The following is a 26,033-nucleotide window of genomic DNA, read 5'->3' on the forward strand; positions in this document are numbered from 1 at the left end:
GCTCTCGCCACTTGGGCAGAACATGGGTTCCGCCGGCGCCGGACGCCTTGGATGCGGAGATCGCCAACACAGGCGACCTCCCCCATCCGTCTTCGATGCGGGCGGCGATCCGCCCGCCTTGCGGAGCCTTAAGCCTGAGCTTCGGCGCCAGCTTCGTCGGCCAGAGCCGGCTCGACCGGAGCTTCGGCGGCAGCGCCGAGGTCACGACCGGACGCGCCCTGCTGACGGGCGATGCCGTCGATGGCTGCACGGGCAACCAGGTCGCAATAGAGAGCGATGGCGCGCGAAGCGTCGTCGTTGCCGGGGATCGGGTAATCGATCAGGTCCGGATCGCAGTTCGAGTCGATGATGGCGACGACCGGGATGCCCAGGCGCTTGGCTTCATCGATGGCGATCTTTTCCTTGTTCGTGTCGATGATGAACATCAGGTCCGGAGTGCCGCCCATGTCGCGGATACCGCCGAGAGCCTTGTCCAGCTTCTCGCGTTCGCGCTCAAGGTTCAGACGCTCCTTCTTAGTGAAGCCCGAAGCTTCCGAAGCCAGGATCTCGTCGAGCTTGCGCAGGCGCTGGATCGAGTTCGAGATGGTCTTCCAGTTGGTCATCATGCCGCCGAGCCAGCGGGAGTTGACGTAGTACTGGGCCGAACGCTTCGCCGAATCGGCGATCAGTTCGGAGGCCTGACGCTTGGTGCCGACGAACAGGACGCGACCGCCACGGGCTACCGTGTCGGAAATCACCTGAAGGGCGCGCGACAGCATCGGTACGGACTGAGCCAGATCGATGATGTGAATGTTGTTACGATCGCCGAAGATGTACGGCTTCATCTTCGGGTTCCAGCGGTGAGTCTGGTGGCCGAAGTGAACGCCAGCTTCAAGAAGCTGACGCATGCTGAAATCAGGCAATGCCATGCCTTTTTCTCCTAGTTTCCGGTTTAACCCCCGCGAGGCGAACAGCCGCTTCGAAAGCGACCACCGGCGGAACGGACCGGATTTCTCCCGATCAATCCCAAGCCTCGCGTGTGGAATGGTGCTGCGCATAACCGTCTTGCGGCGCAAATGCAAGCGTTTCGGGCAAAATAGCCGCCAACGGTGCGCCGGGTTCGGGTTCGGCAGCCGAGGGCGTGACCGATCCGGCCAGTCTCAGCGGCAGGTCTCCGGCGCCTTGTCGAAGACTTCCAGCTTGGCGAGCGTGCCTGACAGCACGAAGTCACCGTAGTCCATCGTCAGGTCGCGGGTGATGCCGTTGTCGTAGAGCTTGAACGACATGCGGTAGACGGGCACCGCATCCGCCTTCGCCTCTTCGTTGTAGTAGGCGATGGTGACCGGCCAGTACTGCTTGCCGGCAAAGTCGCCGGCGCTCTTGGCGTCTGGATCGTCCTGCCTCGGCGTCTGCGGCGCACCGATGACGGTGCTGGCCAGCAGGCTCTGGTCGCCATTCTCCGACCCGTCGAAGATCCGCGCCTCGAAGAACCGCTTTCCGGCCCGGGCATTGTCGATCACCTGCAGCATGTGCTCGGTGGGAAACTGCGCCGGCGTCAGGTCTACCTGCCGATGGTCGGGCTTGGCCAGATCAACCTTGATGCCGTTCTCGGCGTTGTTCGCCTCGCCGGCCACCTGCTTGTCGAGCTTCTCGTCGGTGAAGGATTTCGTGTCGAAACGGAACTGCCGGGCGCCGGGATTCTCGAAGGTCGTCGTCTGCTGGTCGGTCACCCGCATCTCTTCGCCGGTATCGATCTTGGTGACGAAGCGGAAGCTTGTGGTGAAGCCGGCGCAGGGCGAGCCGGTGAACTCGTAGACCATCCGGCCGAACATGCCTTCGATGCCTGAGCGGTCGGACACGTCCTTCAGCTTCAGTTCGTAGACGGCCCGGTGGGGAATGAGGGCACGCGCCGCCTCGACCCCGGCCGAGGCAGGGCCTTGAAACGCCAGGAAGGTACCGGCAAGCAGGACGGCTCCGAAGCTCGTTCGCAACATCCACAATCTCCTATGGAACTCGAAGCACGATGTTATATGAACGCCGTCGAGTAAGGCTTAACGTCATCTCTGACGGAAACGAGTCTTTTTTACAATGCAAGCCGGAGGATGAAATGTCGCAAGCGATCGAAGACCGCCTGAAGGAACTGGGGATTGAATTGCCGGTCGCGGCGGCCCCGGCAGCGAACTACCTGCCCTACACGCTGAGCGGCAACACGCTCTACATTTCCGGACAGTTGCCGATGGAAGCCGGCAAGGTCGCCGTCACCGGCCTCGTCGGATCCGACGTCGACGTGGCAACCGCCCAGCGGGCTGCGGAACTCTGCGCCATCAACATCCTGGCGCAGGCAAAAGCGGCGCTCGGCGGCGATCTCGGCAAGATCCGCCGGGTGCTGAAGCTCAACGGCTTCATCGCATCGGCGCCCGGCTTCGTCGAGCAGCACCTGGTGATGAATGGTGCCTCCAACCTGGTGGCCAACGTGCTGGGCGAGCCCGGCAAGCATGCGCGCGCCGCCGTCGGCATGGCCGCCCTGCCGTTCAACGCCGCCGTCGAGGTCGATGCCATCCTGGAGGTCGAGGCGTGAGCAGCAAGGCTGACTGGATCCGCGACGTCCCCGTCGCCCACCGCGGCTATCACGACCTGAACCACGCGGTCTGGGAAAACACGCTTTCGGCGTTTTCTCGGGCGGTGGAGGCCGGCTTCGCGATCGAATGCGACGTGCAGCTGTCGGCCGACAGCGTGCCGATGGTCTTTCACGACCATGACCTGCAGCGGCTCTGCGGCATCGTCGGCGACGTGCGCGAACGCATGGCGAACGAACTCGGCGCCCTCTCCGTCGGCGGCACCACCGACCGTATCCCGACGCTGAAGCAGATGCTTTCGCTGGTGAAAGGTCGTGTGCCGCTGGTGATCGAGCTCAAGGGCATCGATGCCGAGCAGGATGACGGCTTTGTCGAGAGCGTGCTCGACGTGCTGGAGGGTTATCAGGGCAAGGTGGCGCTGATGAGCTTCGACTTCCACCTGCTGCGCTCGCTGAAGGCTGCCGAGTGCCCCTATCCCGTCGGCCTGACGGCAGAGGGAGCAACGCCCGAGAAGTTCTTCGAGCACGACGAGGCCATGCAGCTCGGCCTCGACTTCATCTCCTACAAGTGGAGCGATCTGCCCAACAGCTTCAGCGAAGGCCAGCGGTCACGCGGCGTGCCGATGATTACCTGGACGGTGAGGGATGAAAACGCCCGCACCCATACCTATAATCATGCAGACCAGATGACCTTCGAGGGTTTCGACCCGAGAGAAAGCCCAACTCCCGCCGCATGACAGACAATCTCATCCTCCGCGTCGAAAAAAGCTTCTCGGCAGTCGATCCAGATGTGTGGTCGCAGCTGTCGGGAACGCGGCGCGGAGGAGAGGTTGCCTACAATCCCTTCCTATCGCATGCCTTCCTGTCGTCGATCGAGGAATCGGGTTCGGCAACGGAAAAGACCGGATGGCTCGGCCATCATCTCCTGCTGCAGGATCAGGAGGGGTCCCTTCTCGGTGCCGTTCCCGGCTACCTGAAGAACCACAGCCAGGGCGAATACGTCTTCGACCACGGCTGGGCCGACGCCTTCGAGCGAGCCGGCGGCAGCTATTATCCGAAGCTGCAATGCGCCATCCCCTTTACACCGGCAAGCGGCCCGCGGCTTCTAACGCTCGACGGACCGCGATCGGAGGGCCTGCGGCTGACGCTCGCTGCGGGTCTTGCGGAAGTCACCCGGCAGCTCGGCATCTCGTCGGCGCATGTGACGTTCCTGCGCGAGGAAGAACTGCCGGCCTTCGAGGAGGCCGACTTCCTGCACCGCACCGACCAGCAGTTCCACTTCATCAACGAAGGCTACGAGAACCACGAGGCGTTCCTGGCGCAGCTGTCGTCGTCGAAGCGCAAGAACCTGCGCAAGGAGCGCCGCGCGGCGCTGGAAAACGGGATCACCATCGACTGGCTGACCGGCAGCGACCTCACCGAAGACATCTGGGACCAGTTCTTCACCTTCTATATGGATACCGGCAGCCGCAAATGGGGCCGACCCTACCTCACCCGGCAGTTCTATTCGCTGATCGGCGAGCGGATGGCCGACGACATCCTGCTGGTGATGGCCAAGCGCGACGGGCGCTACATCGCCGGCGCCATCAATTTCATCGGCGAGGAAGCCCTGTTCGGCCGGCACTGGGGCTGCATCGAGGATCATCCCTTCCTGCATTTCGAGGTCTGCTACCATCAGGCCATCGATTTTGCCCTGGCGAAGGGGCTGAAGCGTGTCGAGGCGGGCGCCCAAGGGGAGCACAAGCTTGCCCGCGGCTATCTTCCCGTCACCACCCATTCGGCCCACTACATCGCCCATCCGGGGCTGCGAAAGGCGATCGCCGACTACCTGCGCCGGGAGCGCCGCGAGGTGGATCATGCGAGCGACTACTTGACCGAGCACAGCCCCTTCCGCAAGGGAGAACGGCAACAGGACGACTAACAGTTCAACGGGAGAGCGACCGATGACGACGCAAGCCTATGACGAGAACAACATCTTCGTCAAAATCCTGAAGGGCGAGATCCCCTCCCACAAGGTTTACGAAGATGAGCATACGCTCGCATTCATGGATGTCATGCCGCAGGCGCCGGGCCATCTCCTGGTGATCCCGAAGACCGGGTCGCGCAACCTGCTGGATGCCGATCCCGCCGTCCTCCTGAACATGATGCCGGTGGTGCAGAAGCTGGCGGTGGCTGCCAAGCAAGCCTTCGAGGCTGATGGCGTTGTGGTCGCCCAGTTCAACGAACCGGCCGCCGGACAGACCGTTTTCCACCTGCACTTCCACGTGATCCCGCGGCGCGAAGGCGAGCCGCTGAAGCCGCATTCCGGCACGATGGAGGATCAGGGCGTCCTTGCCGCCAATGCCGAAAAGCTGCGTGCCGCCCTCGCCTCCTGATGGCGTCCGGACAGCTTTGACAAGCCGGAGCGTCCGGGGTCAGAAGCCGAGCACGTAAAGGCCGCCGACAAGCAGCAGCATCGAGGTCGCGACGGCAACCGCGACCTTCTGGCCGGTCAGCAGAAATGCCAGGAAACCGATCCCCAGCGCCGCCAGCCGCAGCCAGAGCGGCGAGCCGGCAAGCGTGCCGGTCGGGAAGACGACGAGCTTTGCCGTCACCGCCATGACCAGGGCGGTTGCAACCGCCCTCACCCAGTGCAACGCCTCGGAATCCTCATCCAGCCGGTTGCCGACGATCACCCCCAGCCAGCGCCAGAGATCGGTCGCCAGCCAGCCGGCGACGACGATGACGAGGTAGGTCCACCACCAGGCGTCGCTCAAAGCGTATCCTCCACGGCGGATGCCGGTGCGGGCTTGGCATTCCGACGGGCGCGCAGAAAGAACCGGTCGATCAAATAGGCTGCCGTCCCTCCGCCGATGCCGGCATAGAGGATGTCGAATTCCGGCTCGATCAGCGCCATCGCCGGCCCCATCACCACGCCGACGACGAAAGCCAGCTTGACCACGGTATGTCGGGCCGAGGCCCAGATCGAGGCGAAGAAATACACCGGCGTCAGCATAAACAGGGCGCCCGCCACCAGCGGCGGAAACTGCGCGACGATGCCGTAGCAGACGGCGACGATCAGCGCATTCACCAGTGTCAGGGTGATGGCGAAGCCGCCGAAATAGGCCGTCCGCTTGTCGCGCGGCACGTCGTTCAGATGCTGTATGGCAAACACCCAGGAGGTGATGGCGACGAAATGCGACAGGAAGATCAACAGCCAGGTCGGGCTCCTGTCGTTCTTCATGTCCGGCATGATCGAGGCGACCATCGGCATCATGCGGATCGACGAGAGAGTGACGGCCAGAAACGATGCGGCAAGCGGCGCGCCGCCCGCCATCGTGCCGATCAGGATCATCTTTGCCGGCAGCGCCCACACGGCAAGCGTCATGAACACCGCCTGGTCGCGGGTGATGCCGGATTCGAGTGCAAAGGCACTGAAGCCGACAAAGGATGTCATGAGGATCAGTGCCGGCAGGGTGAAGATGCCGCGCATGCCCGAAAGAACCCAGGAGAGGCTGGAACGCGCGTCTGGTGCGGCAGCAGGCATTGTTCAGTCCGGGATGTGCCGCCTCGATCGGACGGCTGAACAAAAAGATGCCGGGGAAGATCCCCGGCACGACGTCATCTGGGCTGGAAAGCCTTACTTCTTCTTCGGCACCCGCGGAACGGTCTGCCCCTTGCGCGGCTTGACCGGCTCCTCGGTCAGCACGTCTTCATCGTCGGCCTTGGCCTTGGCGACCTTGTCCTTGCCGCCGGCGGGCTTCGCCTTCGGCTTGGCGACCTTCGCCTTTGCCTTGGTTGCCGGCTTGTCCTCTTCGGCAGCCTCGACCTCGGCTTCCGGCTTCGGCTTCACCGGCGCGGTTTCCGACAGGCATTCGAGCATCAGCCCATCCTTGCCGTCGTCCTTCCTGCCGACGGTAACGCGGACGACGCCACCCTTGCGCAGCTTGCCGAACAGGATCTCGTTGGCGAGCGGCTTCTTGATGTGCTCCTGGATGACGCGCGACAGGGGCCGTGCGCCCATGCGTTCGTCATAGCCCTTCTCGGCCAGCCAGGCGATCGCATCCTCGTGCAGGTCGAAGGTGACGTTGCGCTCGGAGAGCTGGGTTTCCAGCTGCATGACGAACTTCTGGACGACCTGATGAATGACGGCCGTCGGCAGCGGTGCGAACGGGATGGTCGCATCGAGACGGTTGCGGAATTCCGGCGTGAACAGGCGGTTGAGCGCCTCCTCGTCTTCGCCGGTGCGTTTCGAGGAGCCGAAGCCGATGGCGGCCTTGGCCATTTCCGATGCGCCCGCATTGGTGGTCATGATCAGAATGACGTTGCGGAAGTCGATCTTCTTGCCGTTGTGATCCGTCAGAGAGCCGTGGTCCATCACCTGCAACAGGATGTTGTAGATGTCCGGATGCGCCTTCTCGATCTCGTCGAGCAGCACCACCGAATGCGGATGCTGGTCGACGCTGTCGGTCAGAAGGCCGCCCTGGTCGAAGCCGACATAGCCGGGAGGTGCACCGAGCAGGCGCGAAACCGTGTGCCGCTCCATGTATTCCGACATGTCGAAGCGCAGCAGCTCGACACCGAGCGAGGTCGCCAGCTGCTTGGCGACTTCCGTCTTGCCAACGCCGGTCGGGCCGGAGAAGACGTAGGAGCCGATCGGCTTGTTGGGCTCGCGCAGACCCGCACGGGCAAGCTTGATCGCCGTCGAAAGAGCTTCGATCGCGGTATCCTGGCCATAGACGACCGAGCGCAGCTCCTTCTCCAGGTTGGCGAGAACAGCCTCGTCGTCCTTGGAGACGGTCTTGGCCGGGATCCGTGCCATCGTGGCGATGGTTGCCTCGATCTCCTTCTCGGTGATCAGCTTGCGGCGCTTCGACGCCGGCAGCAGCATCTGCGCCGCACCGGTCTCGTCGATCACGTCGATCGCCTTGTCCGGCAGCTTGCGGTCGGAGATGTAGCGGGCCGACAGCTCCACCGCCGACTTGATGGCGTCGTTGGTGTAGCGCAGCTTGTGGTATTCCTCGAAATAGGGCTTCAGGCCCTTCATGATCTCGATGGCGTCGTCGATGGACGGCTCGTTGACGTCGATCTTCTGGAAGCGCCGGACGAGTGCCCGGTCCTTCTCGAAGAACTGCCGGTATTCCTTGTAGGTGGTCGAACCGATGCAGCGGATGGCGCCCGAAGACAGGGCCGGCTTCAACAGGTTCGAGGCATCCATGGCGCCGCCGGAGGTGGCACCGGCACCGATCACCGTGTGGATCTCGTCGATGAACAGAACGGCGCCCGGATACTCCTCGAGTTCCTTGACGACCTGCTTCAGGCGCTCCTCGAAATCACCGCGGTAGCGGGTGCCGGCGAGCAGCGTGCCCATGTCGAGCGAGAAGATCGTCGCATCGGCGAGTGCTTCCGGCACCTTGCCTTCGACGATACGCTTGGCGAGACCTTCGGCGATCGCCGTTTTGCCGACGCCCGGATCACCGACATAGAGCGGATTGTTCTTGGAGCGGCGGCACAGCACCTGGATGGTCCGGTTGACCTCCGAGTGACGACCGATCAGCGGATCGATCTTGCCGGTCTTGGCCTTCTCGTTGAGATTGACGCAGTAGGCCTTCAGGGCATCCTGCGGCTTCTTGGCCGAACCCTCGTCCTGGTCGCGGCCGGGCTTGGCTTCCGCCTCGCCTTCCTCTGCACCACGCGGCGAGCGGACCTGGGACGCGCCCGGACGCTTGCCGATACCGTGGCTGATGTAGTTGACCGCATCGTAGCGGGTCATCTCCTGCTCCTGCAGGAAGAATGCCGCATGGCTTTCGCGCTCTGCAAAGATCGCGACAAGCACGTTGGCACCGGTCACTTCCTCGCGGCCGGACGACTGGACGTGGATGACGGCGCGCTGGATGACGCGTTGGAAGCCGGATGTCGGCTTGGAATCCTCGTCGTAACCGGTGACGAGGTTGGCAAGTTCGTTGTCGATGTAGTCCGACACGGTCTTGCGCAGGACATCAAGATTGACGTTGCAGGCACCCATGACGGCCGCGGCGTCGGCATCATCAAGAAGAGCGAGCAGCAGGTGTTCCAGCGTCGCATATTCGTGGTGCCGCTCGTTGGCGAAGGTCAGTGCCTGATGCAGCGCCTTTTCGAGACTAGGCGAAAATGTTGGCACGTCGGTTCCTCACTTCTTTTCCATGACACATTGCAGCGGATGTTGGTGCTGACGGGCGAAATCCATGACCTGACTCACCTTGGTCTCAGCGACCTCATACGTAAAGACCCCACATTCGCCGACGCCATGATTGTGAACGTGCAGCATGATGCGAGTGGCCGCTTCGCGGTCCTTCTGAAAGAAACGCTCCAGAATGTGAATGACGAAGTCCATTGGGGTGTAGTCGTCATTCAGTATCAGGACGCGGTAGAGACTAGGCTTCTTCGTCTTCGGCTGCGTGCGGGTAATCACCGACGTGCCGCGATTAGCGTTGTCTCCGTTGGCGTCCTTTTCGTTTTGCATAAAGATCGGCAGTGCGATCATCTTTCTTCATTCCCCAGTTGTCCGGCCGGTCCGTTGGGGGTCCTGTTCAAGCCGAACATCAGATGCCCTTATTTAGTTCGTCATCGCGTGATTTTAAGCCCCTTGCAGAGACGCGCAATCACTATTGCATGCGGGGCTGGTTCCAGGCGGGAAAAGCGTCGGACGCCAGCGGCCCCGCGAATCAGGGATCCGCCGGCGCGCTAGAGCCGCCGACTGTCACCCTCGGCGATGGCGAAACTGCGGTCATGCGGCCGGTTGCGGCGCTGCGGCATGCGAGCAACAGAAAAGGCGGGCTCCAGAGGAACCCGCCTTCCAAGTGATCCAGGTCTCGGTTCGGATCAGAGATCGACGTCGAGGATCGCCATCGAGAAGTTGTAGGAAAGCTCGTTGTCCTCATCGTCGACATAGACGACACCGAGAAATTCGTCGCCGGCATAGACTTCGGCGGAATCGTCCTTGCGGGGCCGTGCCTTGACGCTCATCGTCGGGTTGAAGACCCGCTTGAAATAGGCGTCGAGCTTCTTGATTTCTTCGGCTTTCACTGGTGTCTCTCCGTCAGCGTTCGCGTTGCGGGGGCTTTTGGCACGGGACAAGCGCGAAAGTAAAGAACGGCGAACCGTCTTCCCCGCCCGTCTCGCCCGCCAGTCCGCCCAACCGTCTGTCCGCCCCAGATAGCGCCCGGACGCGCCGATTCAATCCTCGGACCGCAGCATCTGGTCCATCAGTCGCGAGGGCTCCGAACAGCCGGCACCGCCAACCACCTTCGCCGGCACGCCGGCAACCGTGGTGTTCGGGGGGACCGCCTTCAGCACCACCGAGCCCGCCGCGACGCGCGAACAGTGGCCGATCTCGATATTGCCGAGGATCTTGGCGCCAGCGCCGATCAGCACGCCATTGCCGATCTTCGGGTGACGCTCGGCGCCCTCCTTGCCGGTACCGCCGAGCGTCACGTCGTGGAGGATGGAGACGTTGTCGCCGATCACCGCCGTCTCGCCAACGACAAAGCCGGTGGCGTGATCGAGGAAGACACCCTTGCCGATGCGCGCAGCGGGATTGATGTCGGTCTGGAAGACGCTCGAGGAGCGGCTCTGCAGATACATGGCGAAGTCGCGGCGATCGCGCTTCAGCAGCCAGTGCGCCAGCCGATGCGTCTGGATGGCGTGGAAGCCCTTGAAATAGAGCACCGGCTCGATGAACCGCATGCAGGCCGGGTCGCGATCATAGTACGCCTGGATATCGACGCGCAGGATCGAACTCCACTCCGGCCAGTCCTCGAGCATCTCCTCGAATGTCTGGCGCAGCAGCACGGCCTGCATGTCGGGATGGTCGAGGCGTTCGCAGATCCGGTGGATCACGCAATCCTCGAGCGAGCGGTGGTTGAGCACCGTCGAATAGAGGAAGGCAGCTAGCAACGGGTCGCGCTCGGCGCCGAGCTTTGCCTCCTCGTGCAGCGTGTCCCAGATGGGATCGATCGAAGCCAGCGCTTCCGTCGGCCGAATGTCAGTGCGTGCCACCATGGCGGTACCCTCGTTTTCGGGAGAGTTCATTATATAGAACAATCTTGCGCACAACGCCAATGATGGCGAATGCCCGTTCCCGCGCGTATTGGGCGGGAATGGGCGTTCACCTTGCGCATTTTCGTCAGCCGAGTTCCTCGTAGAACGACAGCACGGCCGTCTTGAACACCCGGTCGCCAACGGCCAGCATGTGATCGCGGTTGGGGATATCTAGCGCCCGGGCATTCGGCATCAGGGCTGCGAGTTCCTGAGGGGATCCGGCGATGTCGTCCTTGGTGCCGACGGCCACCAGCGTCGGCGCCTCGATGCGCGCCATGTCGGCACGCGCGACAAGATCGCGGGAGCCGCGGATGCAGGCCGCCAGTGCCTCGCGGTCGCTCTTCGTCTGGTCGGCAAAGGTGCGGAACATTTTTCCACGCGCATGGGTGATTGCGTCGGCGTCCTGCGCCAGAAGCGCGTCGGCGATCGGATCCCAGTCGCCGACGCCATCGGTCATGCCGATGCCGAGGCCGCCGAGTACCATCGAGCGGACCCTGTCCGGATGTGCAAGCGTCGCGAAGGTGGAGATTCGCGCGCCCATCGAATAGCCCATCAGATGCGCCGAGGGGATCTGCAGATGATCGAGCAGTGCCATGGCATCCTCGGCCATCACCCAGGGACGATAGGCTTCGGGATCGCGCGGCTTGTCGCTTGCTCCATGACCGCGGTTGTCGAGACCGATCACCCGGTAGCCGGCTTCACCGAGCGTCTTCAGCCAACCTGGGTAGACCCAGTTGACGCTGGCGGTGGAGGCAAAGCCGTGGATCAGCAGGACCGGATCGCCGGCCGGATTGCCGTCGTCGAAATAGGCAAGCGACAAGCCCTGGTGAGTGAAGGCAGAAAATTCTGGGGCGTTGAGATTCATCGGGACGTCTTCCTTTTGCCGGCGGACCATAAGCCAAGCGCGCTGAAGCTTGAACCGTCACCGCTGCAAATTTCGCCCTTCTCCATCGTCTTCCCCCTACACTTTCACTGAGCGCCTCTGTAATGTCCGGCGCAAAACAATAGCATCGGAGACGATCATGGCCGGTCACGGCATTCCCCATTTCCAGAACGACGACGGACACCGGTTCATCGAGGTCGGCGTCAAGGAATTCATGTGCACCGGCGCCAACGTGCCGTTCGATCACCCGCACATCTACATCGACATGGGCGACGACAACGAGAAGGTCTGCTCCTACTGCTCGACCCTCTATCGCTACAATCCGGCCCTCAAGGCCAACGAGACCAATCCGCCGGGCTGCACCTTCCAAGTCAAGGCAGCCTGACGCGGCCGCCGATATGCGCGTCGGAAACGCGGCGATCATCGGCGCCGGCATGGCGGGGCTCACCGCCGCACTCGCCCTGTCGCGCCGCGGCATCCGCTGCCATGTGATCGAGCAGGCGCCGCAACTCGTGGAGGCCGGCGCAGGGCTACAGATCTCGCCAAACGCCGCCCGCATCCTTGGCCGACTCGACGTTCTTCCGGCGCTCGAACGGATCTGGAACGAGCCGGAGCAGATCGCGCTTGCGTCCGGCACCTCCCTGCGGCCCCTCGCCTCTGTGCCCGCCGGCCGGTTTGCCCGCGAGCGATGGGGCGCTCCCTATGGCGTGCTGCATCGGTCGAGCCTGCAGGCGGCACTGCTTGATGCGGTCACATCCTCGCCGCTCTGCACCCTGCATCTCGGGCAACGCCTGGAGATGCCATCTGCCGGCATCCTGGATGCGCTGATTGGCACCAGACCGGATGTCATCGTCGGTGCAGACGGCGTGTGGTCGGCCACCCGCAACGGCATCCCGGCGGCACCCCGGACACGATTTTCCGGCAACATCGCCTGGCGGTTCACTCTTGCCTCCAGCCACTCCCCGATATTCCTGTCACCGACTGCCGTTACGGCCCTGCTCGGGCCGTCGGCGCACATCGTCTGCTATCCGCTGGCCGAGACCGGCGGCTACAATGTCGTCGCCATTGCTGCGGGTTCGAGCCCCGGGCATACCTGGGATGCTCAGGCGATCGCCGGGCCGACGCATCTGCCGCTCGACACGTTCCGCCACTGGCATCCGAAGGTGGTCGAGATGCTCGCAGGAGCTTCCGATGCGCGGTTCTGGCCGCTCTACGAGGTAGGCGACGGCGCTTGGCAGAACCGTCGCGACGCGGTGCTCATCGGCGATGCCGCGCATGCGATGATGCCGTTCGCGGCGCAAGGTGCGGCTATGGCGATCGAGGACGCCTGGGAGCTTGCCGCCCGCATCGCCGCAGATGGCGATATTGGACAGGCACTCGTCGACTACGAGATGATCCGCAAACCGCGCGTCGCCAAGGTCCGCGCCCGCGGCAGCTTCAACCGCTTCGCCTATCACCTGAAGGGGCCGCTGAGGCTGGGGCGCGACGTGGTCCTGTCGCTTCGCCCGGCGGCGGCGCTGGCAGCGGATCTCGACTGGCTCTACGGCTACGACCCCGGCGTCTGAACGCCGGGGATCGTTCCCGGTCGATCAGACGGATGCCGCTGCGGCAAATCCGGCCTCGATATCCCGGCGCAGATCCGCGACATCCTCGAGGCCGATCTGCAGACGGATCACCGGGCCTTCCGACGGCGCCTTGGCGATGCGCCGGTCGCTGAGGTTGACGTGGACGGCGAGGCTCTCGTAGCCGCCCCAGGAATAACCGAGCCCGAAGATCGACAGCGCATCGAGGAAGGCATGCGCCTTCGGTTTGAAATGGTCCGCGTGGTCTGCCTTGAGAACGATCGAGAAGACGCCGGTCGCACCCCTGAAGTCGCGTTTCCAGATGTCGTGGCCCGGAAAGCTTTCGAGCGCCGGGTGCAGCACGCGTGCCACCTCCGGCCGGGTCTCCAGCCAGCGCGCCAGCTCCAGCGCGCTTGCCTGGTGATGTGCCAGCCGCACGCCCATCGTCCGCAGCCCGCGCAGGATCTGGTAGCTGTCGTCCGGGGATCCGCAGGTGCCGAGCGTGATCTGCGCGTCGTGCAGGCGCGGCCAGTGCTTTTCGTTGGCAGAGACCGATCCCATGATGATGTCGGAATGCCCGGACGGATATTTGGTCGTCGCGTGGATCGAGACGTCGACGCCGAAATCGAGCGGCCGGAAATACAGCGGCGTCGCCCAGGTATTGTCCATGGTGACGACGCAATCATGCCGGTGCGCGGCCTCGGCGATGGCGCGAATGTCCTGCATTTCGAAGGTGTTGGATCCAGGTGCCTCGGTGTGCACGAGGCGCGTGTTCGGGCGGATCAGCGTCTCGATCCCGGCGCCGATCAGCGGATCGTAATACTCCACCTCGACGCCCATGCGGGTTAGCATCGTGTCGCAGAAATGGCGGCACGGCGTGTAGACCGAATCGACGATCAGCGCGTGATCGCCGGATGACAGGTAGGCGAGAAAGGGGATGGTGATGGCGGCCAGTCCCGATGGCACGAGGATCGTTCCGGCGGAACCCTCAAGCGCGTCCAAAGCCTCACACAGCGCATCGGTGGTCGGCGTGCCGCGCGTCCCGTAGGTGTATTTCTGGCTGCGGTCGACCATCGCCTGGCTGTTGGGAAACAGAACGGTAGAGGCGTGCACGACCGGCGGGTTGACGAAGCCGTGAAAGCTCGACGGATCGTGACCGAGATGGGCGAGACGGGTATTGTCGCCAGCGGCGGCCAACAGGGACGATTTGTCTTTCATGGGGTGCGGCTTCCAAATGTAACGAAGCCCGATTTCTGAAGCGGCGCCCGGCGCCGGTCAACCCCTTAAAGACCCTGTCAGAAAGCCACTCTGTCCACAGGTCCGAGCGCGTGACATCAGGTACTGTCGAGACTTTCAGCAGCGACTGCCCAAAAAACCGCGTTACGCCCAATATATCAACAGCGCACGGCAATTTGTCGGATCTAAGGCGCGAAATTTTAGTGCAAGACTTGACCCCTGCCCAAATTTCCGACTGTGATAGGCCCAGCTCGTATCGGGAGGCCTCAAGCGAGCGGTCCTGCCCAGCCCCCATGCGGGGTTGAGCGGCGGGACTACGGGTCGAATAAAAAGCAACAGACAAAGGTTGGGAAAAATGAAAAAGGCAATTCTGTCGGCCGCAATTGGCGCAGCGGTCATGGGAGCGGCTTCCGTCGCTTCCGCTGCGACACTGCAGGACGTAAAGTCGAAGGGTTTCGTCACCTGCGGCGTCAGCGCCGGCATTCCGGGCTTCTCGAACCCTGACGACAAGGGCGAATGGTCGGGCATCGACGTTGATTACTGCCGCGCCATCGCATCGGCCGTCTTCGGCGACGCGTCGAAGGCCAAGTACGTCGCGCTTTCGTCGAAGGACCGTTTCCCGGCCCTGCAGTCGGGCGAAGTCGACGTCCTGACGCGCAACACGACCTGGACGATCAGCCGCGACACCTCGCTCGGCTTCAACTTCCGCACCGTCAACTACTATGACGGCCAGGGCTTCATCGTGAAGAAGAGCCTCAACGTGAAGTCGGCTCTCGAGCTTTCCGGCGCCGCAGTCTGCGTCCAGCAGGGCACGACGACCGAACTCAACCTCGCCGACTACTTCAAGTCGAACAACCTCCAGTACAACCCGGTGGTCTTCGAAAAGGAAGCCGACGCAACTTCGGCCTACGATTCGGGTCGTTGCGACGTCTACACGACCGACCAGTCCGGCCTCTACGCCATCCGTCTGAAGATGAAGGTTCCGGACGAGAACGTCGTTCTGCCGGAAGTCATCTCCAAGGAGCCGCTTGGCCCGGCCGTGCGCCAGGGCGACGACCAGTGGTTCGACGTGGTGACCTGGGTTCACTACGCCATGGTCAACGCCGAAGAGCTCGGCATCACGTCGAAGAACGTCGACGAGCAGAAGAACAGCCCGAACCCGGACATCAAGCGTCTGCTCGGCTCCGAAGAAGGCACCAAGATCGGTACCGACCTAGGCGTGACCAACGAGTGGGCCTACAACATCATCAAGAATGTCGGCAATTACGGCGAATCCTTCGAGCGTAACGTCGGCGCCAGCTCGCCGCTCAAGATCGAGCGTGGCCAGAACGCGCTTTGGACCAAGGGCGGCCTGCAGTACGCTCCGCCGGTTCGCTGATCCGCGTCACTCTTGAAGCACTAAAGAGGGAGGCGGAGCATGGCTCGGCCTCCCTTCGCACTAAAATAAGCTCGCAAAGAGCATATAAAAGGGAAATGTGCCTATGGCAGGCAAGGGGCTCCGCGCGCAGCGGTCCGGAAGTGGCGGCACGACGTCACTCCTCTATGATCCGAAAGTACGGGGAATTTTCTATCAGGTCCTCACGGTCGCCATCCTGGCGCTGTTCGTGTGGATCATCGTGTCGAACACGATCCACAACCTCCAGAGATCCAACATCTCGTCGGGCTTCGGCTTCCTCAAGGGCCGCGCCGGCTTCGATGTCGGCCAGTCGCTGATCGCCTACAGCAGCGATTCGACCTATGGCCGGGCGCTGATCGTCGGCATCCTCAACACGCTGCAGGTCGCCATCGCCGGCATCATCACAGCCTCGATCATCGGCTTCATCGTCGGCATCGCGCGTCTTTCCAGCAACTGGCTGATCTCCAAGCTGGCGCAGGTCTACGTGGAAATCTTCCGCAACCTGCCGCCGCTGCTGGTCATCTTCTTCTGGTACAAGGGCGTCATCACGATCCTGCCGCAGGCCCGCGATTCGCTCGACCTGCCGTTTGGCTCCTATCTCAACAATCGTGGCCTGTTCTTCCCCAAGGCGATCTGGGGCGAAGGAACCTGGCTGATGCCGCTGGCGCTGCTGGTCAGCATCGTCATCACGGTTATCATCTATCGCTGGGCGAAGGCGCGCCAGGCCCGCACCGGCCAGCCGTTCCGCACCGGCATCACCGGCACGCTGCTGATCATCGGACTGCCGCTCGCGACCTTCCTGGCGCTCGGCTCGCCGCTGACCTTCGACTACCCGATTGCCGGCCGCTTCAATCTGTCGGGCGGTTCTGTCGTCGCGCCTGAATTCCTGTCTCTCTATCTGGCGCTGTCCTTCTATACGGCGTCGTTCATTGCCGAAATCGTCCGCGGCGGCATCAAGGCCGTCGCCGGCGGCCAGACCGAGGCGGCAAGCGCACTCGGCCTTCGCCCCAGCACCACGACGCGGCTGATCATCATCCCGCAGGCGATGCGGATCATCATTCCGCCGCTGACGAGCCAGTACCTCAACCTGACGAAGAACTCGTCTCTGGCGGTTGCCGTCGGTTACGCCGACATCGTCTCGGTCGGCGGCACCATGCTCAACCAGACCGGACAGGCCGTCGAGGTCGTCGCCATCTGGCTGGTGATCTACCTTTCCCTGTCCATCACGACCGCGCTGGTCATGAACTGGTTCAACGCGAAAATGGCGCTGGTGGAGCGATGAACATGTCGACACGTGATCTGACTTTCGTCCGCAAGGAGATGGTCGCAGCGTCCGCCGCTCCGTCAAGCCAGACGGGCCTGACGCACTGGCTGCGCACCAAGCTCTTCGCCACGCCGAAGGACGCCATCCTCACGCTGCTGGGGATCGCCTTCCTTGCCTATATCATCCCGCCGATCGTCCAGTGGCTGTTCATCGACGCCGCCTGGACCGGCACCGACCGGACGGCCTGCGCCACGGTTACCCAGGGCGGCGTGCTGCCGGACGGACAGTCCGGTGCCTGCTGGGCCTTCGTCTCGGCCAAGTTCGAGCAGTTCATGTTCGGACGCTATCCGGCAGACGAACGTTGGCGGCCGATGCTCGTCATGGCGATGTTCGTCGTCATGCTCATTCCGATGCTCATCCCGAAGGCTCCCTACAAGAAGCTGAACGCGCTGCTGCTGTTCATCATCCTGCCCTTCGTCGCGTTCTTCCTGCTGATCGGCGGCTATTTCGGCCTGCGGGTGGTCGAGACGCAGCTCTGGGGCGGGCTGATGGTGACGCTCATCCTGTCGTTCTTCGGGATCACGGTATCCCTGCCCTTCGGCATCCTGCTGGCGCTCGGACGACGCTCGCATCTGCCGGTGATCAAGACGCTCTGCGTCACCTTCATCGAGGTGATCCGCGGCATTCCGCTGATCACCGTGCTGTTCTTCGCCAGCATCATGCTGCCGCTGTTCCTGCCCGACGGCTGGACCTTCGACAAGTTCCTGCGGGCGCTGGTCGGCGTGTCGCTGTTCTCGTCGGCCTACATGGCGGAAGTCATCCGCGGCGGCCTGCAGGCGATCCCCAAGGGACAATACGAAGGTGCGGACTCGCTCGGCCTCAACTACTGGCAGAAGACCCGGCTGATCGTCCTGCCGCAGGCCCTGAAGCTGGTCATCCCGGGTATCGTCAACACCTTCATCGGGCTGTTCAAGGATACCTCGCTGGTCTCCATCATCGGCATGTTCGATCTTCTCGGCATCGTCAACCTCAACCAGTCGGACGCGAACTGGGCGACGCCGGTGACACCGGTCACCGGTTACGTGTTCGCCGGTTTCGTATTCTGGATTTTCTGCTTCGGCATGTCGCGCTACTCGCTGTTCATGGAACGGCACCTCGACACCGGACATAAACACTAAGGGGAAAGCTCATGGCAGAAGCCCAGGCAAAGAAGATGGCCGTATCGGCGACCGACGTCGCCATCGAGATCATCGGCATGAACAAGTGGTACGGCGATTTCCACGTGCTGCGCGACATCAACCTCAAGGTCATGCGCGGCGAGCGCATCGTCATCGCCGGCCCTTCGGGTTCGGGCAAATCCACGATGATCCGCTGCATCAACCGCCTCGAGGAACACCAGTCGGGCACCATCATCGTCGACGACAAGGAACTGACCAACGACCTCAAGAAGATCGACGAAGTGCGCCGCGAAGTCGGCATGGTGTTTCAGCACTTCAACCTCTTCCCGCACCTGACGATCCTGGAAAACTGCACGCTGGCACCGATCTGGGTTCGCAAGATGCCGAAGAAGGAAGCCGAGGAAGTGGCGATGCACTACCTGACGCGGGTGAAGATCCCCGAGCAGGCGCACAAATATCCGGGCCAGCTTTCCGGCGGCCAGCAGCAGCGCGTGGCGATCGCCCGCTCGCTGTGCATGAAGCCGCAGATCATGCTGTTCGACGAACCGACCTCGGCACTCGATCCGGAAATGGTCAAGGAAGTGCTCGATACCATGGTCAGCCTTGCCGAAGACGGCATGACCATGCTGTGCGTGACCCATGAAATGGGCTTTGCGCGGCAGGTGGCGAACCGGGTCATCTTCATGGACCAGGGGCAGATCGTCGAACAGAACTCGCCGGCGGAGTTCTTCGACAATCCGCAGCACGAACGGACCAAGCTGTTCCTCAGCCAGATCCTCCACTGACGGCGATCGTCTGAAGCAGACAACGGATATGACAAAGGGCGCTCCAGGGCGCCCTTTCTTCGTGCGGCAGGCCGCCTTGCCTTACCGCAGGTGCCTACCAGGTCAGCGAGTAGCGGGCATTGATGCCGGCCAACAGGTCCGATCCGACGGCGCGCTCCAGGCTGCCGGTAATCGAGATGGATTTGGTCAGCGACTGCTCAAGCGCCATGCCGGCGCCCAGCCGCTTGAAATCATCGATGGCGCCGGCCTTCACCACCAGCGCCGTGCCGTAGGCCGGTGTGGAGAGACGGACCGCCTGATTGACGTTGAGGCCGCTCCACTGCTGCGCGATGCCGTCATAGGTGAGACCAACAGTGCGCCGCAATTCGAGATCCAGTGAGCCGCTGACAATGCGCTTGTTCGAGGTGCTGACCTCGGCGGCAGCACCGCCGGTCAGCGCGTTCATCCGCACATCGATGTCCCGGCGCAACTGATAGGCCGGCATCTGCAGTTGACTGGCGGTCACCCGCCCCCATACCTTCACCGGCGTATCGACTCGTCCGCCTTTGACCGCCGATGCCACACCGACATCGACGCCTGCCGAGGCGTTCGTCCAGCCGGGAACGCGGGTCCCAAGCCGGGCATTATAGGCGGTGTCGGAATTTTTCGTCGGGGTCCAGATCAGCAGCCCGTCGTCTGCACATGCAGGCGCGACCAGCATCGACGCACCGAGCGCCGCAGCAGCCAACCAGCCGCAGGCCATCGCAGCCGAAGAAAGTCTTGTCATGCCATTCCCTCATCCGGACACCGCTTCCTCCCAAGCGGTGCCGCAAGGCTTCAAATTCATACCTCCGCCAGCCGGCAAATCACCGGCAGCGACGTGAGCATGTATCACAATAAGCCGAAAACTGGCAGCAGGGTAGCCTTGCAGACGATCGGACGGATCAGAGGCCACGCTATCCGGCGTTAACCATGAACCCGTCGCATCTGTGCAACACATGGTCCCGTTCGCCCCTCAAATGCTTGTCGCCGCCCCGCTGCGCGCCATTTGTGCTTGCGCTTATGCGCACTTACGACACAGTGACGACAACCAAGGGAGACGGTGAGTTGTGAACGAGACGGATCCGACCGCATCCATGACGGATGGTGGAGGATCGGGGGAAAGCGGAGGGGCGAACGTGCACCCATTGTCCGCGAACGCTGAAAAACGTCCATTCACGCCGTAGCAATCAATGGCATCCGGACCTTTCGACACTTCAACCGAGCGGGCGCAGAGCCTGCCGTCGCAGACGCCGCAGCGTCTCATGCGCCTCACGTCGCGCGTCCTGACAGCGGTGGCCGTCCTCGCCTTCCTCGCCTACTGGCGGCAGACCGGCGGCTGGTGACAGTCCAGCTGCTGCGGGCCGCGTGTGGCCGCGACGCAGGCCGGCCTTCCCGATCAAACAAAAAGGGCGCTCGACCCTTGCGGGGAGCGCCCTCTTTGAAACCCGGACAGCCTCGAACGCCGGGCATGGCCGCGGCAGGAGGTCATCTATACGGGTGATGACAGTGAAATAGGAATCGATGTCGAAGAGTTCAAGAGCCGGAAGCTCTGCGAGGAAGCGGATCTTGGCAGGATCCACCGGCGGCATCGACTTGGCCGCCTCGCTCGGTGATGGCTTGTAAGTCCGTCTCAATCGGTCGACTGAAACGTCGACAGTAAGGGAGAGACGCTGCGCGCCTCTCCCCGCTTCGAAATCAGCAGGTCGGAGCCTGACCGACCTTGGTCTCGGTGCCAGCGGGAGCATTGCCCGTATTGGCCGACTGGGTGGTGTTCGAGGTTGACGGGCCGCAGTTGGAACCGCCACCGGCCGCATTGCCGGAACCGGTCGAATCGCTGGTGCCGCTGGAACCCGTGCCGGCACCTGCGCCGCCGGTTGCCGAGCCACTGCTCGATCCGCTGGAGCCGGTGCTTGCGCCACCGCTGGTGCCGCCGGCGCCGCTTCCGCCGCCCGAGCTCGACTGAGCAATGGCTGCCGTCGAAAGACCAAGGGCAAAGGTGCTCGCCAGGATAATCTTAATCATTCTATTTCCTCCGTGTCGCATCGTTCTCGATGTCTGCCTCTGTCAAACAGGGAGATGCTTGGAATGTTCCTGAAGTTTCTTTGGGATATTTGCACCTGTCAGCCGACCGGCACTGTTCGCGGCAGGCGGGAGGAAGCCCGGCGCCATGGTCTCTCCCCCCGCAGATCGCCGGCAGGCAACTTCAGCTCCTGGCACAAGCCCGCGGCCGCGTGTCGGCAGTAGACCAAAGTAGCCCTCTGCTCCGGCTGCAAACGTGATATTTTTCAACTGCGCATTTCTTCGGATGTCGGCGGTTCCCGCGGTCCGAATGCGTTGGGAGGAGATTTCATGGCAAACATCACGATGCCGGCCGCGACGCGGCAAGGCCCAATGACGAAAGAGGAGAAGAAGGTCATCTTCGCCTCGTCCCTCGGCACCGTTTTCGAATGGTACGATTTCTATCTGTACGGTTCGCTGGCCATCTATATCGGCGCGGCGTTCTTCAGCCAGTATCCGGAGACCACCAGAAACATCTTTGCGTTGCTGGCTTTCGCCGCGGGCTTCCTGGTGCGTCCTTTCGGCGCCCTCGTCTTCGGTCGGCTGGGCGATCTCGTCGGCCGCAAATACACCTTCCTGGTGACGATCCTGATCATGGGTCTGTCGACCTTCCTGGTCGGCGTCCTGCCCGGCTCCGGCACCATCGGCATTCTCGCGCCCATCCTGCTCATCGCATTGCGCATGCTCCAGGGCCTGGCGCTCGGCGGTGAATACGGCGGCGCAGCGACTTACGTAGCCGAACATGCACCGCACGGACGGCGCGGCTTCTTCACCTCGTGGATCCAGACGACCGCAACGCTCGGCCTGTTCCTGTCGCTGGTGGTCATCCTTGGCGTCCAGATGCTTCTCGGACGTGAAGCCTTCGCCGCCTGGGGCTGGCGCGTGCCGTTCCTGCTCTCGGTCATCCTGCTCGGCGTTTCCGTCTGGATCCGCCTGAAGATGAACGAATCGCCGGCCTTCAAGAAGATGAAGGAAGAGGGCAAGGGTTCGAAAGCTCCGCTGACCGAGGCCTTCGGCCAGTGGCGCAACGCCAAGATCGCCCTGCTCGCGCTGTTCGGCGCCGTCGTCGGCCAGGCCGTCGTCTGGTATTCCGGCCAGTTCTACGCGCTGTTCTTCCTCCAGAACATTCTGAAGGTCGATGGCCAGTCGGCGAACATCATGGTCGCCTGCTCGCTGCTGCTCGGCACCGGCTTCTTCGTCTTCTTCGGCTGGCTGTCGGACAAGATCGGCCGCAAGCCGATCATCATGGCCGGCCTGTTCCTGGCAATGGTCACCTATTTCCCGCTGTTCGCCGGACTGACCAAGTACGGCAACCCGGCACTGGCCACGGCACAGGAAAATGTTCGGGCTACGGTGACGGCCGCTCCGGGCGATTGCCGGTTCCAGTTCAACCCTACCGGCACGGCGAAGTTCACCACCTCGTGCGACATCGCCACCTCGTTCCTCACCCGCAACTCGGTTCCCTATGACATCGTCGATGGCCCGGCAGGAGCGCCTGCTTCGGTCAAGATCGGCACGGCAACCGTCGCCAGCTACGACGCGCTCAGCGCCGGAGCCAATGCACGGGCGATGGGGATCAACTTCGAAAAGCAGGTAAACCTTGCGCTGCAGGCCGGCGGCTACCCGCTGGTGCGCGGCGTGACCAAGGTGCCGGACGCCAAGCTCGACGCGTTCGCTGCCGCCAATCCGGAACTGCAGCTCAACCCGGCCACCATCCGCGCCGGCGAAAAGCAGTCCGTCTCCGGAGCCGACCTCGTCACCCAGAAGCTGCTGACGGCCGAAGAAGCCGCCGGCGTCACGGAAATGGCCGTCTACTCGGTCCCGGGCAGCGGCAACTTCACCATGGTCGCCGACCCCAATGCGGTCAACTGGGTGGCCATCATCGCCATCCTCACCGTTCTCGTCATCTACGTGACGATGGTCTACGGGCCGATCGCGGCACTGCTCGTCGAGATGTTCCCGACCCGCATCCGCTACACCGGCATGTCGCTGCCCTACCACATCGGCAACGGCTGGTTCGGCGGCTTGCTGCCCGCAACGGCCTTCGCGATGAGCGCTGCCAAGGGCGATATCTACTACGGCCTCTGGTATCCGATCGTGTTTGCCGGCATCACGCTGGTGATCGGCATCCTGTTCCTGCCGGAAACCAAGGACCGCGATATCCACGCCGACTGAGGATTTCGCCACCACTGCATCTGGAAAGCCCGGCACCAAGCCGGGCTTTTTTCTTTCTTGGACCAGCATTTGCGGAGCGATGGTGACACGAGCGGCAGTGGCTGGTGATAGGGGTGGAGCGGCGCCCGTGGTCACAGGGCTTATGGCGCATGCGATCGCTCAAGCAGCGAGAGGCAGCACGTACGCATGTCGGACGGAACAGAGTTGCACCTCCATACCGCCCATCGCACCACCATGTCATTAAGTCAGCTGGTGGCTGGCGACCCCTGCAGGAATCGAACCTGCGACAACCTGCTTAGAAGGCAGGTGCTCTATCCAGCTGAGCTAAGGGGCCGGATGCCGGTATCCGCCCCAGCGCGAGGCTGGTGGCGTCCGAAGAGAAATTGCAGTCAGTGGGTCCAGGGCTGCAGGCGGCTGTACTTGAAATTGTCCGAGTAGGAAACGACCTGGCGGGCGGCTTCCTTCGGCATGATCACCCGGTATTCGATGCCTTCGCGCTCGGCATAGGCTTGCGCCTGCTCCAGCGTCTCGAAGTTCAGGCGTACCTGCTGCTGCATGTCGGAGGAAGAGGTGTAGCCGAGGATCGGGTCGATCCGGCGCGGCTCTTCCTGGTCGAATTCCAGCACCCAGAGATGCGTCTTCGCCTTGCCGGACTGCATTGCGGATTTTGCGGGACGATAGATCTTGGCGGTCATTGCTCTAACGCTCCTTCTGCATCGTCTTGCAGGCGTCATTTACACTCGCAGGCTCATCCGGCTTCTGCCGTGTCGATCCTGCACCATTCCGACAGCGCGCCTTTTTCGATGAAGGCTCGCGGTCCGTTGCCGGTAACGGCTGATCGTCCGCCGGGTTGCATCGCCGTCCTGTCGAACGGCGGTTCGGCAATCGACGGACGGTCGAAAACCTGAAGCCGTCGATGGTCGGAGTGGAGAGATTCGAACTCCCGACCCTCTGGTCCCAAACCAGATGCGCTACCAGGCTGCGCTACACTCCGTGCCGACGACGAGAAGCGGGATACACGCTTCCCCTGCCTCCCGCAACTCTAAAATCCAAAGATCGACAGACAGTTAAGGCCGGTCTACCCGGCACTGCCGATCTGCCGGCTGACGACCCGATCGCCGGGCTTGATTCCAAGCGTCTTTATCGCCCCGCCGTTCAGTTCCAGCACGTATCGGACGGGCCCACCAGAGGAAATGATCGCTTCCGACAGCGGAACCGCACCCTCATGAAGATGGGTGACGACGCCCTTATCATCGAGGAACAGCATGTCGAGCGGAATGAGCGTATTGCGCATCCACATCGAGACCGGCCGTGCCTCGTCGAAATCAAACAGCATGCCGTGGTCGGTCGGCATCTGCTTGCGGTACATCAGGCCCTGCTCGCGCTGCTGCGGATCGACGGCAAGCTCGACGGTCAACTGGTGGCGGGCACCGGCGCCGGTCTCGATAGTCAAGGGCTGCTTGTCGAACCGCACCTGTGCGGCGGCCACCGACATGCCGAACGCCAGAAGCGCAATGACGGCGCAGATCAGGCGAACGCCGTGCAACAGGTTGTTCAACGCGCCGCGCATCAGTGCGCCCGCGGCAGGACCGCCGGCCCATCCGGATGAATTTCGGCTGCCATCAATCCCTTGTCGCCCGGCCCGAAGCGGACGAGCACGACTTGGCCCGGCCGCAGCTCGGTGAGGCCGAACCGGCGCAGCGTTTCCATGTGAATGAAGATGTCCTCGGTGCCCTCGCCGCGCGTCAGGAAGCCGAAGCCCTTGGTGCGATTGAACCACTTGACCAGAGCACGCTCCAGGCCGCTCGTCGGCGTCACCTGGACGTGCGTGCGCACCGGCGGCATCTGAGAAGGGTGGATGGCTGTCGACTGGTCCATCGACAGGATACGGAATGCCTGGTAGCCGCGGTCACGGCGCTGGATCAGCGCGACGATGCGCGTGCCTTCCAGGATGGTCTGGTATCCGTCGCGGCGAAGGCAGGTGACGTGCAGCAACACGTCCTGCATGCCGTTGTCCGGCACGATGAAGCCGAAGCCCTTAGCGACATCGAACCATTTGACGATGCCGGTGATCTCGATCAGTTCGACCGGCTCTCCAGCGAGCTCCTCGAAACCCGCGATGCCCTTCGATGACATTTTGTCCGTCATTCTGCCAGCCCCTGGATTACGCGTTACGATGGCACGGTTAACTGATTCTTAGAGGATATGTTAACATCGCGCGGTTCGTCCAGCGCAAGCCCCCGCCCACGCTTTATCTCCTTCTTTGTAGTCCATGCTGCTTGCCTGAGGCTGTTGTCTGCCGCATATCCCACGGGCTTGGACGACACCCATGCACGCACGCTTTAGGAGGATTGCGACCCATGCGCTACCTGCACACCATGGTCCGAATCAAGGACCTCGATGCTTCCCTCGATTTCTACACGCGGATCTTCGGGCTGACCGAAGTTCGCCGCACGGAAAACGAAAAGGGCCGCTTCACGCTGATCTTTCTCGCCGCCCCGGACGACGCCGATGCCGGCCACTCGATCAAGGCGCCGCTGCTCGAATTGACCTACAACTGGGACACCGAGGATTATTCCGGCGGCCGCAATTTCGGTCACCTCGCCTATGAGGTCGACGACATCTACGCGTTCTGCCAGCAGCTGATGGACAAGGGCGTGACCATTAACCGTCCGCCACGCGACGGCAACATGGCCTTCGTCAAGTCGCCGGACGGCATCTCCATCGAGATCCTGCAGAAGGGCCCGGCTCTTGCACCGGCAGAACCCTGGCAGTCGATGCAAAACACCGGCAGCTGGTAACCGGCAGAAAAGGGAGCGGCCACGTCAGGCCCTCCCGCACAACCGCAGTCAGGCGAGGCGTG

At 62.7% G+C, this 26,033-nt stretch carries 28 protein-coding genes and 2 tRNA genes; 13 read left to right on the top strand and 17 right to left on the bottom strand.

Going from position 1 to position 26,033, the window contains the following annotated elements:
* Positions 1-128: 128 nt before the first annotated feature.
* Both rpsB and ACR65N_RS00365 read right to left on the bottom strand, forming a co-directional pair.
* A complete protein-coding gene (gene rpsB, locus ACR65N_RS00360; RefSeq protein WP_430303478.1) occupies positions 129-908 on the bottom strand; it encodes a 30S ribosomal protein S2 in 780 nt (259 codons plus the stop codon).
* 231 nt (positions 909-1,139) lie between these two features.
* Positions 1,140-1,973 carry a cell envelope integrity EipB family protein gene (locus ACR65N_RS00365; RefSeq protein ID WP_440455329.1) on the bottom strand — a complete coding sequence of 278 codons (834 nt, stop codon included), beginning with the start codon at positions 1,971-1,973 and terminating at the stop codon, positions 1,140-1,142.
* Positions 1,974-2,086: 113 nt separating this feature from the next.
* On the opposite strand from ACR65N_RS00365, the gene ACR65N_RS00370 reads away from it, so the two are divergent.
* Genes ACR65N_RS00370 through ACR65N_RS00385 form a run of 4 tightly spaced genes read left to right on the top strand, consistent with a single transcriptional unit; the run spans position 2,087 to position 4,929 of the window.
* Positions 2,087-2,557, top strand: a complete 471-nt coding sequence (locus tag ACR65N_RS00370; protein WP_440455330.1) for a RidA family protein — start codon at positions 2,087-2,089, stop codon at positions 2,555-2,557.
* On the top strand, positions 2,554-3,291 hold the full coding sequence (locus ACR65N_RS00375) for a glycerophosphodiester phosphodiesterase (RefSeq protein WP_440455331.1): 738 nt from the start codon (positions 2,554-2,556) through the stop codon (positions 3,289-3,291). The genes ACR65N_RS00370 and ACR65N_RS00375 overlap by 4 nt, the downstream gene beginning before the upstream one ends.
* A complete protein-coding gene (locus ACR65N_RS00380) occupies positions 3,288-4,475 on the top strand; it encodes a GNAT family N-acetyltransferase (RefSeq protein WP_440455332.1) in 1,188 nt (395 codons plus the stop codon). The genes ACR65N_RS00375 and ACR65N_RS00380 overlap by 4 nt, the downstream gene beginning before the upstream one ends.
* A gap of 22 nt (positions 4,476-4,497) precedes the next feature.
* Entirely contained in the window at positions 4,498-4,929 is a 432-nt protein-coding gene (locus ACR65N_RS00385) for an HIT family protein (protein WP_440455333.1), read from the top strand.
* Between the two features lie 39 nt (positions 4,930-4,968).
* Here ACR65N_RS00385 and ACR65N_RS00390 read toward each other — a convergent pair whose 3' ends face one another.
* The 7 genes from ACR65N_RS00390 to ACR65N_RS00420 all read right to left on the bottom strand — a co-directional run bounded on the left by ACR65N_RS00390 (position 4,969) and on the right by ACR65N_RS00420 (position 11,477).
* The gene (locus ACR65N_RS00390) at positions 4,969-5,310 is read right to left on the bottom strand and encodes an AzlD domain-containing protein (protein ID WP_430303472.1); all 342 of its coding nucleotides are present in this window, start codon (positions 5,308-5,310) and stop codon (positions 4,969-4,971) included.
* Positions 5,307-6,080 (bottom strand): AzlC family ABC transporter permease, encoded by a 774-nt coding sequence (locus ACR65N_RS00395; protein ID WP_440455334.1) that lies wholly within the window; start codon positions 6,078-6,080, stop codon positions 5,307-5,309. Before ACR65N_RS00395 ends, ACR65N_RS00390 begins: the two co-directional genes overlap by 4 nt.
* A gap of 93 nt (positions 6,081-6,173) precedes the next feature.
* Complete coding sequence (gene clpA / locus ACR65N_RS00400) at positions 6,174-8,693, bottom strand: ATP-dependent Clp protease ATP-binding subunit ClpA (RefSeq protein ID WP_440455335.1); 2,520 nt, start codon at positions 8,691-8,693, stop codon at positions 6,174-6,176.
* Positions 8,694-8,702: 9 nt separating this feature from the next.
* On the bottom strand, positions 8,703-9,056 hold the full coding sequence (gene clpS / locus ACR65N_RS00405) for an ATP-dependent Clp protease adapter ClpS (protein ID WP_430303469.1): 354 nt from the start codon (positions 9,054-9,056) through the stop codon (positions 8,703-8,705).
* 338 nt (positions 9,057-9,394) lie between these two features.
* A complete protein-coding gene (locus ACR65N_RS00410) occupies positions 9,395-9,598 on the bottom strand; it encodes a DUF3126 family protein (protein WP_430303468.1) in 204 nt (67 codons plus the stop codon).
* Between the two features lie 150 nt (positions 9,599-9,748).
* Entirely contained in the window at positions 9,749-10,573 is an 825-nt protein-coding gene (gene cysE, locus ACR65N_RS00415; RefSeq protein WP_440455336.1) for a serine O-acetyltransferase, read from the bottom strand.
* Positions 10,574-10,697: 124 nt separating this feature from the next.
* Positions 10,698-11,477 carry an alpha/beta fold hydrolase gene (locus ACR65N_RS00420; protein WP_440455337.1) on the bottom strand — a complete coding sequence of 260 codons (780 nt, stop codon included), beginning with the start codon at positions 11,475-11,477 and terminating at the stop codon, positions 10,698-10,700.
* A gap of 157 nt (positions 11,478-11,634) precedes the next feature.
* Between ACR65N_RS00420 and ACR65N_RS00425 the strand changes: the two genes are divergently transcribed.
* Positions 11,635-11,880, top strand: coding sequence for a zinc-finger domain-containing protein (locus ACR65N_RS00425; protein WP_440455338.1), 246 nt, complete (start codon positions 11,635-11,637; stop codon positions 11,878-11,880).
* 13 nt (positions 11,881-11,893) lie between these two features.
* The gene (locus ACR65N_RS00430) at positions 11,894-13,060 is read left to right on the top strand and encodes an FAD-dependent oxidoreductase (RefSeq protein ID WP_440455339.1); all 1,167 of its coding nucleotides are present in this window, start codon (positions 11,894-11,896) and stop codon (positions 13,058-13,060) included.
* A 24-nt stretch (positions 13,061-13,084) separates the two neighbouring features.
* Here ACR65N_RS00430 and ACR65N_RS00435 read toward each other — a convergent pair whose 3' ends face one another.
* Entirely contained in the window at positions 13,085-14,275 is a 1,191-nt protein-coding gene (locus tag ACR65N_RS00435) for a cystathionine beta-lyase (RefSeq protein ID WP_440455340.1), read from the bottom strand.
* A 373-nt stretch (positions 14,276-14,648) separates the two neighbouring features.
* Here ACR65N_RS00435 and ACR65N_RS00440 point away from each other — a divergent pair, with 373 nt between their 5' ends.
* The 4 genes from ACR65N_RS00440 (at position 14,649) to ACR65N_RS00455 (ending at position 18,916) form a co-directional block, all read left to right on the top strand.
* On the top strand, positions 14,649-15,671 hold the full coding sequence (locus ACR65N_RS00440; protein ID WP_440455341.1) for an amino acid ABC transporter substrate-binding protein: 1,023 nt from the start codon (positions 14,649-14,651) through the stop codon (positions 15,669-15,671).
* Between the two features lie 103 nt (positions 15,672-15,774).
* Entirely contained in the window at positions 15,775-16,971 is a 1,197-nt protein-coding gene (locus tag ACR65N_RS00445) for an amino acid ABC transporter permease (RefSeq protein WP_440455342.1), read from the top strand.
* Positions 16,972-16,973: 2 nt separating this feature from the next.
* Positions 16,974-18,131, top strand: a complete 1,158-nt coding sequence (locus ACR65N_RS00450) for an amino acid ABC transporter permease (protein WP_430303460.1) — start codon at positions 16,974-16,976, stop codon at positions 18,129-18,131.
* A gap of 11 nt (positions 18,132-18,142) precedes the next feature.
* Positions 18,143-18,916, top strand: coding sequence for an amino acid ABC transporter ATP-binding protein (locus ACR65N_RS00455; protein ID WP_430303458.1), 774 nt, complete (start codon positions 18,143-18,145; stop codon positions 18,914-18,916).
* 94 nt (positions 18,917-19,010) lie between these two features.
* On the opposite strand, the gene ACR65N_RS00460 is transcribed toward ACR65N_RS00455, so the two are convergent.
* Complete coding sequence (locus ACR65N_RS00460) at positions 19,011-19,682, bottom strand: hypothetical protein (RefSeq protein ID WP_440455343.1); 672 nt, start codon at positions 19,680-19,682, stop codon at positions 19,011-19,013.
* A gap of 445 nt (positions 19,683-20,127) precedes the next feature.
* Here ACR65N_RS00460 and ACR65N_RS00465 point away from each other — a divergent pair, with 445 nt between their 5' ends.
* Positions 20,128-20,280, top strand: a complete 153-nt coding sequence (locus ACR65N_RS00465; RefSeq protein ID WP_440455344.1) for a hypothetical protein — start codon at positions 20,128-20,130, stop codon at positions 20,278-20,280.
* A 352-nt stretch (positions 20,281-20,632) separates the two neighbouring features.
* Here the strand turns inward: ACR65N_RS00465 and ACR65N_RS00470 are convergent, their stop codons facing one another.
* The gene (locus ACR65N_RS00470) at positions 20,633-20,959 is read right to left on the bottom strand and encodes a hypothetical protein (RefSeq protein ID WP_440455345.1); all 327 of its coding nucleotides are present in this window, start codon (positions 20,957-20,959) and stop codon (positions 20,633-20,635) included.
* Between the two features lie 327 nt (positions 20,960-21,286).
* Between ACR65N_RS00470 and ACR65N_RS00475 the strand changes: the two genes are divergently transcribed.
* Entirely contained in the window at positions 21,287-23,170 is a 1,884-nt protein-coding gene (locus ACR65N_RS00475) for an MFS transporter (RefSeq protein ID WP_440455346.1), read from the top strand.
* 257 nt (positions 23,171-23,427) lie between these two features.
* Here the strand turns inward: ACR65N_RS00475 and ACR65N_RS00480 are convergent.
* The 5 genes from ACR65N_RS00480 to ACR65N_RS00500 form a co-directional block, all read right to left on the bottom strand.
* Positions 23,428-23,504, bottom strand: a tRNA-Arg gene (locus ACR65N_RS00480).
* 55 nt (positions 23,505-23,559) lie between these two features.
* Positions 23,560-23,865, bottom strand: coding sequence for an ETC complex I subunit (locus tag ACR65N_RS00485; protein WP_430303453.1), 306 nt, complete (start codon positions 23,863-23,865; stop codon positions 23,560-23,562).
* Positions 23,866-24,087: 222 nt separating this feature from the next.
* Positions 24,088-24,164: transfer RNA gene (locus ACR65N_RS00490), tRNA-Pro, on the bottom strand.
* An 84-nt stretch (positions 24,165-24,248) separates the two neighbouring features.
* On the bottom strand, positions 24,249-24,740 hold the full coding sequence (locus ACR65N_RS00495; RefSeq protein WP_440455347.1) for a DUF192 domain-containing protein: 492 nt from the start codon (positions 24,738-24,740) through the stop codon (positions 24,249-24,251).
* Complete coding sequence (locus ACR65N_RS00500; RefSeq protein WP_430303451.1) at positions 24,740-25,318, bottom strand: cold-shock protein; 579 nt, start codon at positions 25,316-25,318, stop codon at positions 24,740-24,742. Before ACR65N_RS00500 ends, ACR65N_RS00495 begins: the two co-directional genes overlap by 1 nt.
* Positions 25,319-25,530: 212 nt before the next feature.
* On the opposite strand from ACR65N_RS00500, the gene gloA reads away from it, so the two are divergent.
* Entirely contained in the window at positions 25,531-25,971 is a 441-nt protein-coding gene (gene gloA / locus ACR65N_RS00505) for a lactoylglutathione lyase (protein WP_440455348.1), read from the top strand.
* Positions 25,972-26,033 lie beyond the last annotated feature (62 nt).

Source organism: Rhizobium sp. SAFR-030, from assembly GCF_059415005.1.

Bases quoted from the DNA above. Each gene is read 5' to 3' on its own strand.
- rpsB (WP_430303478.1), bottom strand. From the start codon at position 908: ATGGCATTGCCTGATTTCAGCATGCGTCAGCTTCTTGAAGCTGGCGTT.
- ACR65N_RS00365 (WP_440455329.1), bottom strand. From the start codon at position 1,973: ATGTTGCGAACGAGCTTCGGAGCCGTCCTGCTTGCCGGTACCTTCCTG.
- ACR65N_RS00370 (WP_440455330.1), top strand. From the start codon at position 2,087: ATGTCGCAAGCGATCGAAGACCGCCTGAAGGAACTGGGGATTGAATTG.
- ACR65N_RS00380 (WP_440455332.1), top strand. From the start codon at position 3,288: ATGACAGACAATCTCATCCTCCGCGTCGAAAAAAGCTTCTCGGCAGTC.
- ACR65N_RS00385 (WP_440455333.1), top strand. From the start codon at position 4,498: ATGACGACGCAAGCCTATGACGAGAACAACATCTTCGTCAAAATCCTG.
- ACR65N_RS00395 (WP_440455334.1), bottom strand. From the start codon at position 6,080: ATGCCTGCTGCCGCACCAGACGCGCGTTCCAGCCTCTCCTGGGTTCTT.
- clpS (WP_430303469.1), bottom strand. From the start codon at position 9,056: ATGATCGCACTGCCGATCTTTATGCAAAACGAAAAGGACGCCAACGGA.
- cysE (WP_440455336.1), bottom strand. From the start codon at position 10,573: ATGGTGGCACGCACTGACATTCGGCCGACGGAAGCGCTGGCTTCGATC.
- ACR65N_RS00420 (WP_440455337.1), bottom strand. From the start codon at position 11,477: ATGAATCTCAACGCCCCAGAATTTTCTGCCTTCACTCACCAGGGCTTG.
- ACR65N_RS00425 (WP_440455338.1), top strand. From the start codon at position 11,635: ATGGCCGGTCACGGCATTCCCCATTTCCAGAACGACGACGGACACCGG.
- ACR65N_RS00430 (WP_440455339.1), top strand. From the start codon at position 11,894: ATGCGCGTCGGAAACGCGGCGATCATCGGCGCCGGCATGGCGGGGCTC.
- ACR65N_RS00435 (WP_440455340.1), bottom strand. From the start codon at position 14,275: ATGAAAGACAAATCGTCCCTGTTGGCCGCCGCTGGCGACAATACCCGT.
- ACR65N_RS00440 (WP_440455341.1), top strand. From the start codon at position 14,649: ATGAAAAAGGCAATTCTGTCGGCCGCAATTGGCGCAGCGGTCATGGGA.
- ACR65N_RS00445 (WP_440455342.1), top strand. From the start codon at position 15,775: ATGGCAGGCAAGGGGCTCCGCGCGCAGCGGTCCGGAAGTGGCGGCACG.
- ACR65N_RS00450 (WP_430303460.1), top strand. From the start codon at position 16,974: ATGTCGACACGTGATCTGACTTTCGTCCGCAAGGAGATGGTCGCAGCG.
- ACR65N_RS00455 (WP_430303458.1), top strand. From the start codon at position 18,143: ATGGCAGAAGCCCAGGCAAAGAAGATGGCCGTATCGGCGACCGACGTC.
- ACR65N_RS00460 (WP_440455343.1), bottom strand. From the start codon at position 19,682: ATGACAAGACTTTCTTCGGCTGCGATGGCCTGCGGCTGGTTGGCTGCT.
- ACR65N_RS00465 (WP_440455344.1), top strand. From the start codon at position 20,128: ATGGCATCCGGACCTTTCGACACTTCAACCGAGCGGGCGCAGAGCCTG.
- ACR65N_RS00470 (WP_440455345.1), bottom strand. From the start codon at position 20,959: ATGATTAAGATTATCCTGGCGAGCACCTTTGCCCTTGGTCTTTCGACG.
- ACR65N_RS00475 (WP_440455346.1), top strand. From the start codon at position 21,287: ATGGCAAACATCACGATGCCGGCCGCGACGCGGCAAGGCCCAATGACG.
- ACR65N_RS00485 (WP_430303453.1), bottom strand. From the start codon at position 23,865: ATGACCGCCAAGATCTATCGTCCCGCAAAATCCGCAATGCAGTCCGGC.
- ACR65N_RS00495 (WP_440455347.1), bottom strand. From the start codon at position 24,740: ATGCGCGGCGCGTTGAACAACCTGTTGCACGGCGTTCGCCTGATCTGC.
- ACR65N_RS00500 (WP_430303451.1), bottom strand. From the start codon at position 25,318: ATGACGGACAAAATGTCATCGAAGGGCATCGCGGGTTTCGAGGAGCTC.
- gloA (WP_440455348.1), top strand. From the start codon at position 25,531: ATGCGCTACCTGCACACCATGGTCCGAATCAAGGACCTCGATGCTTCC.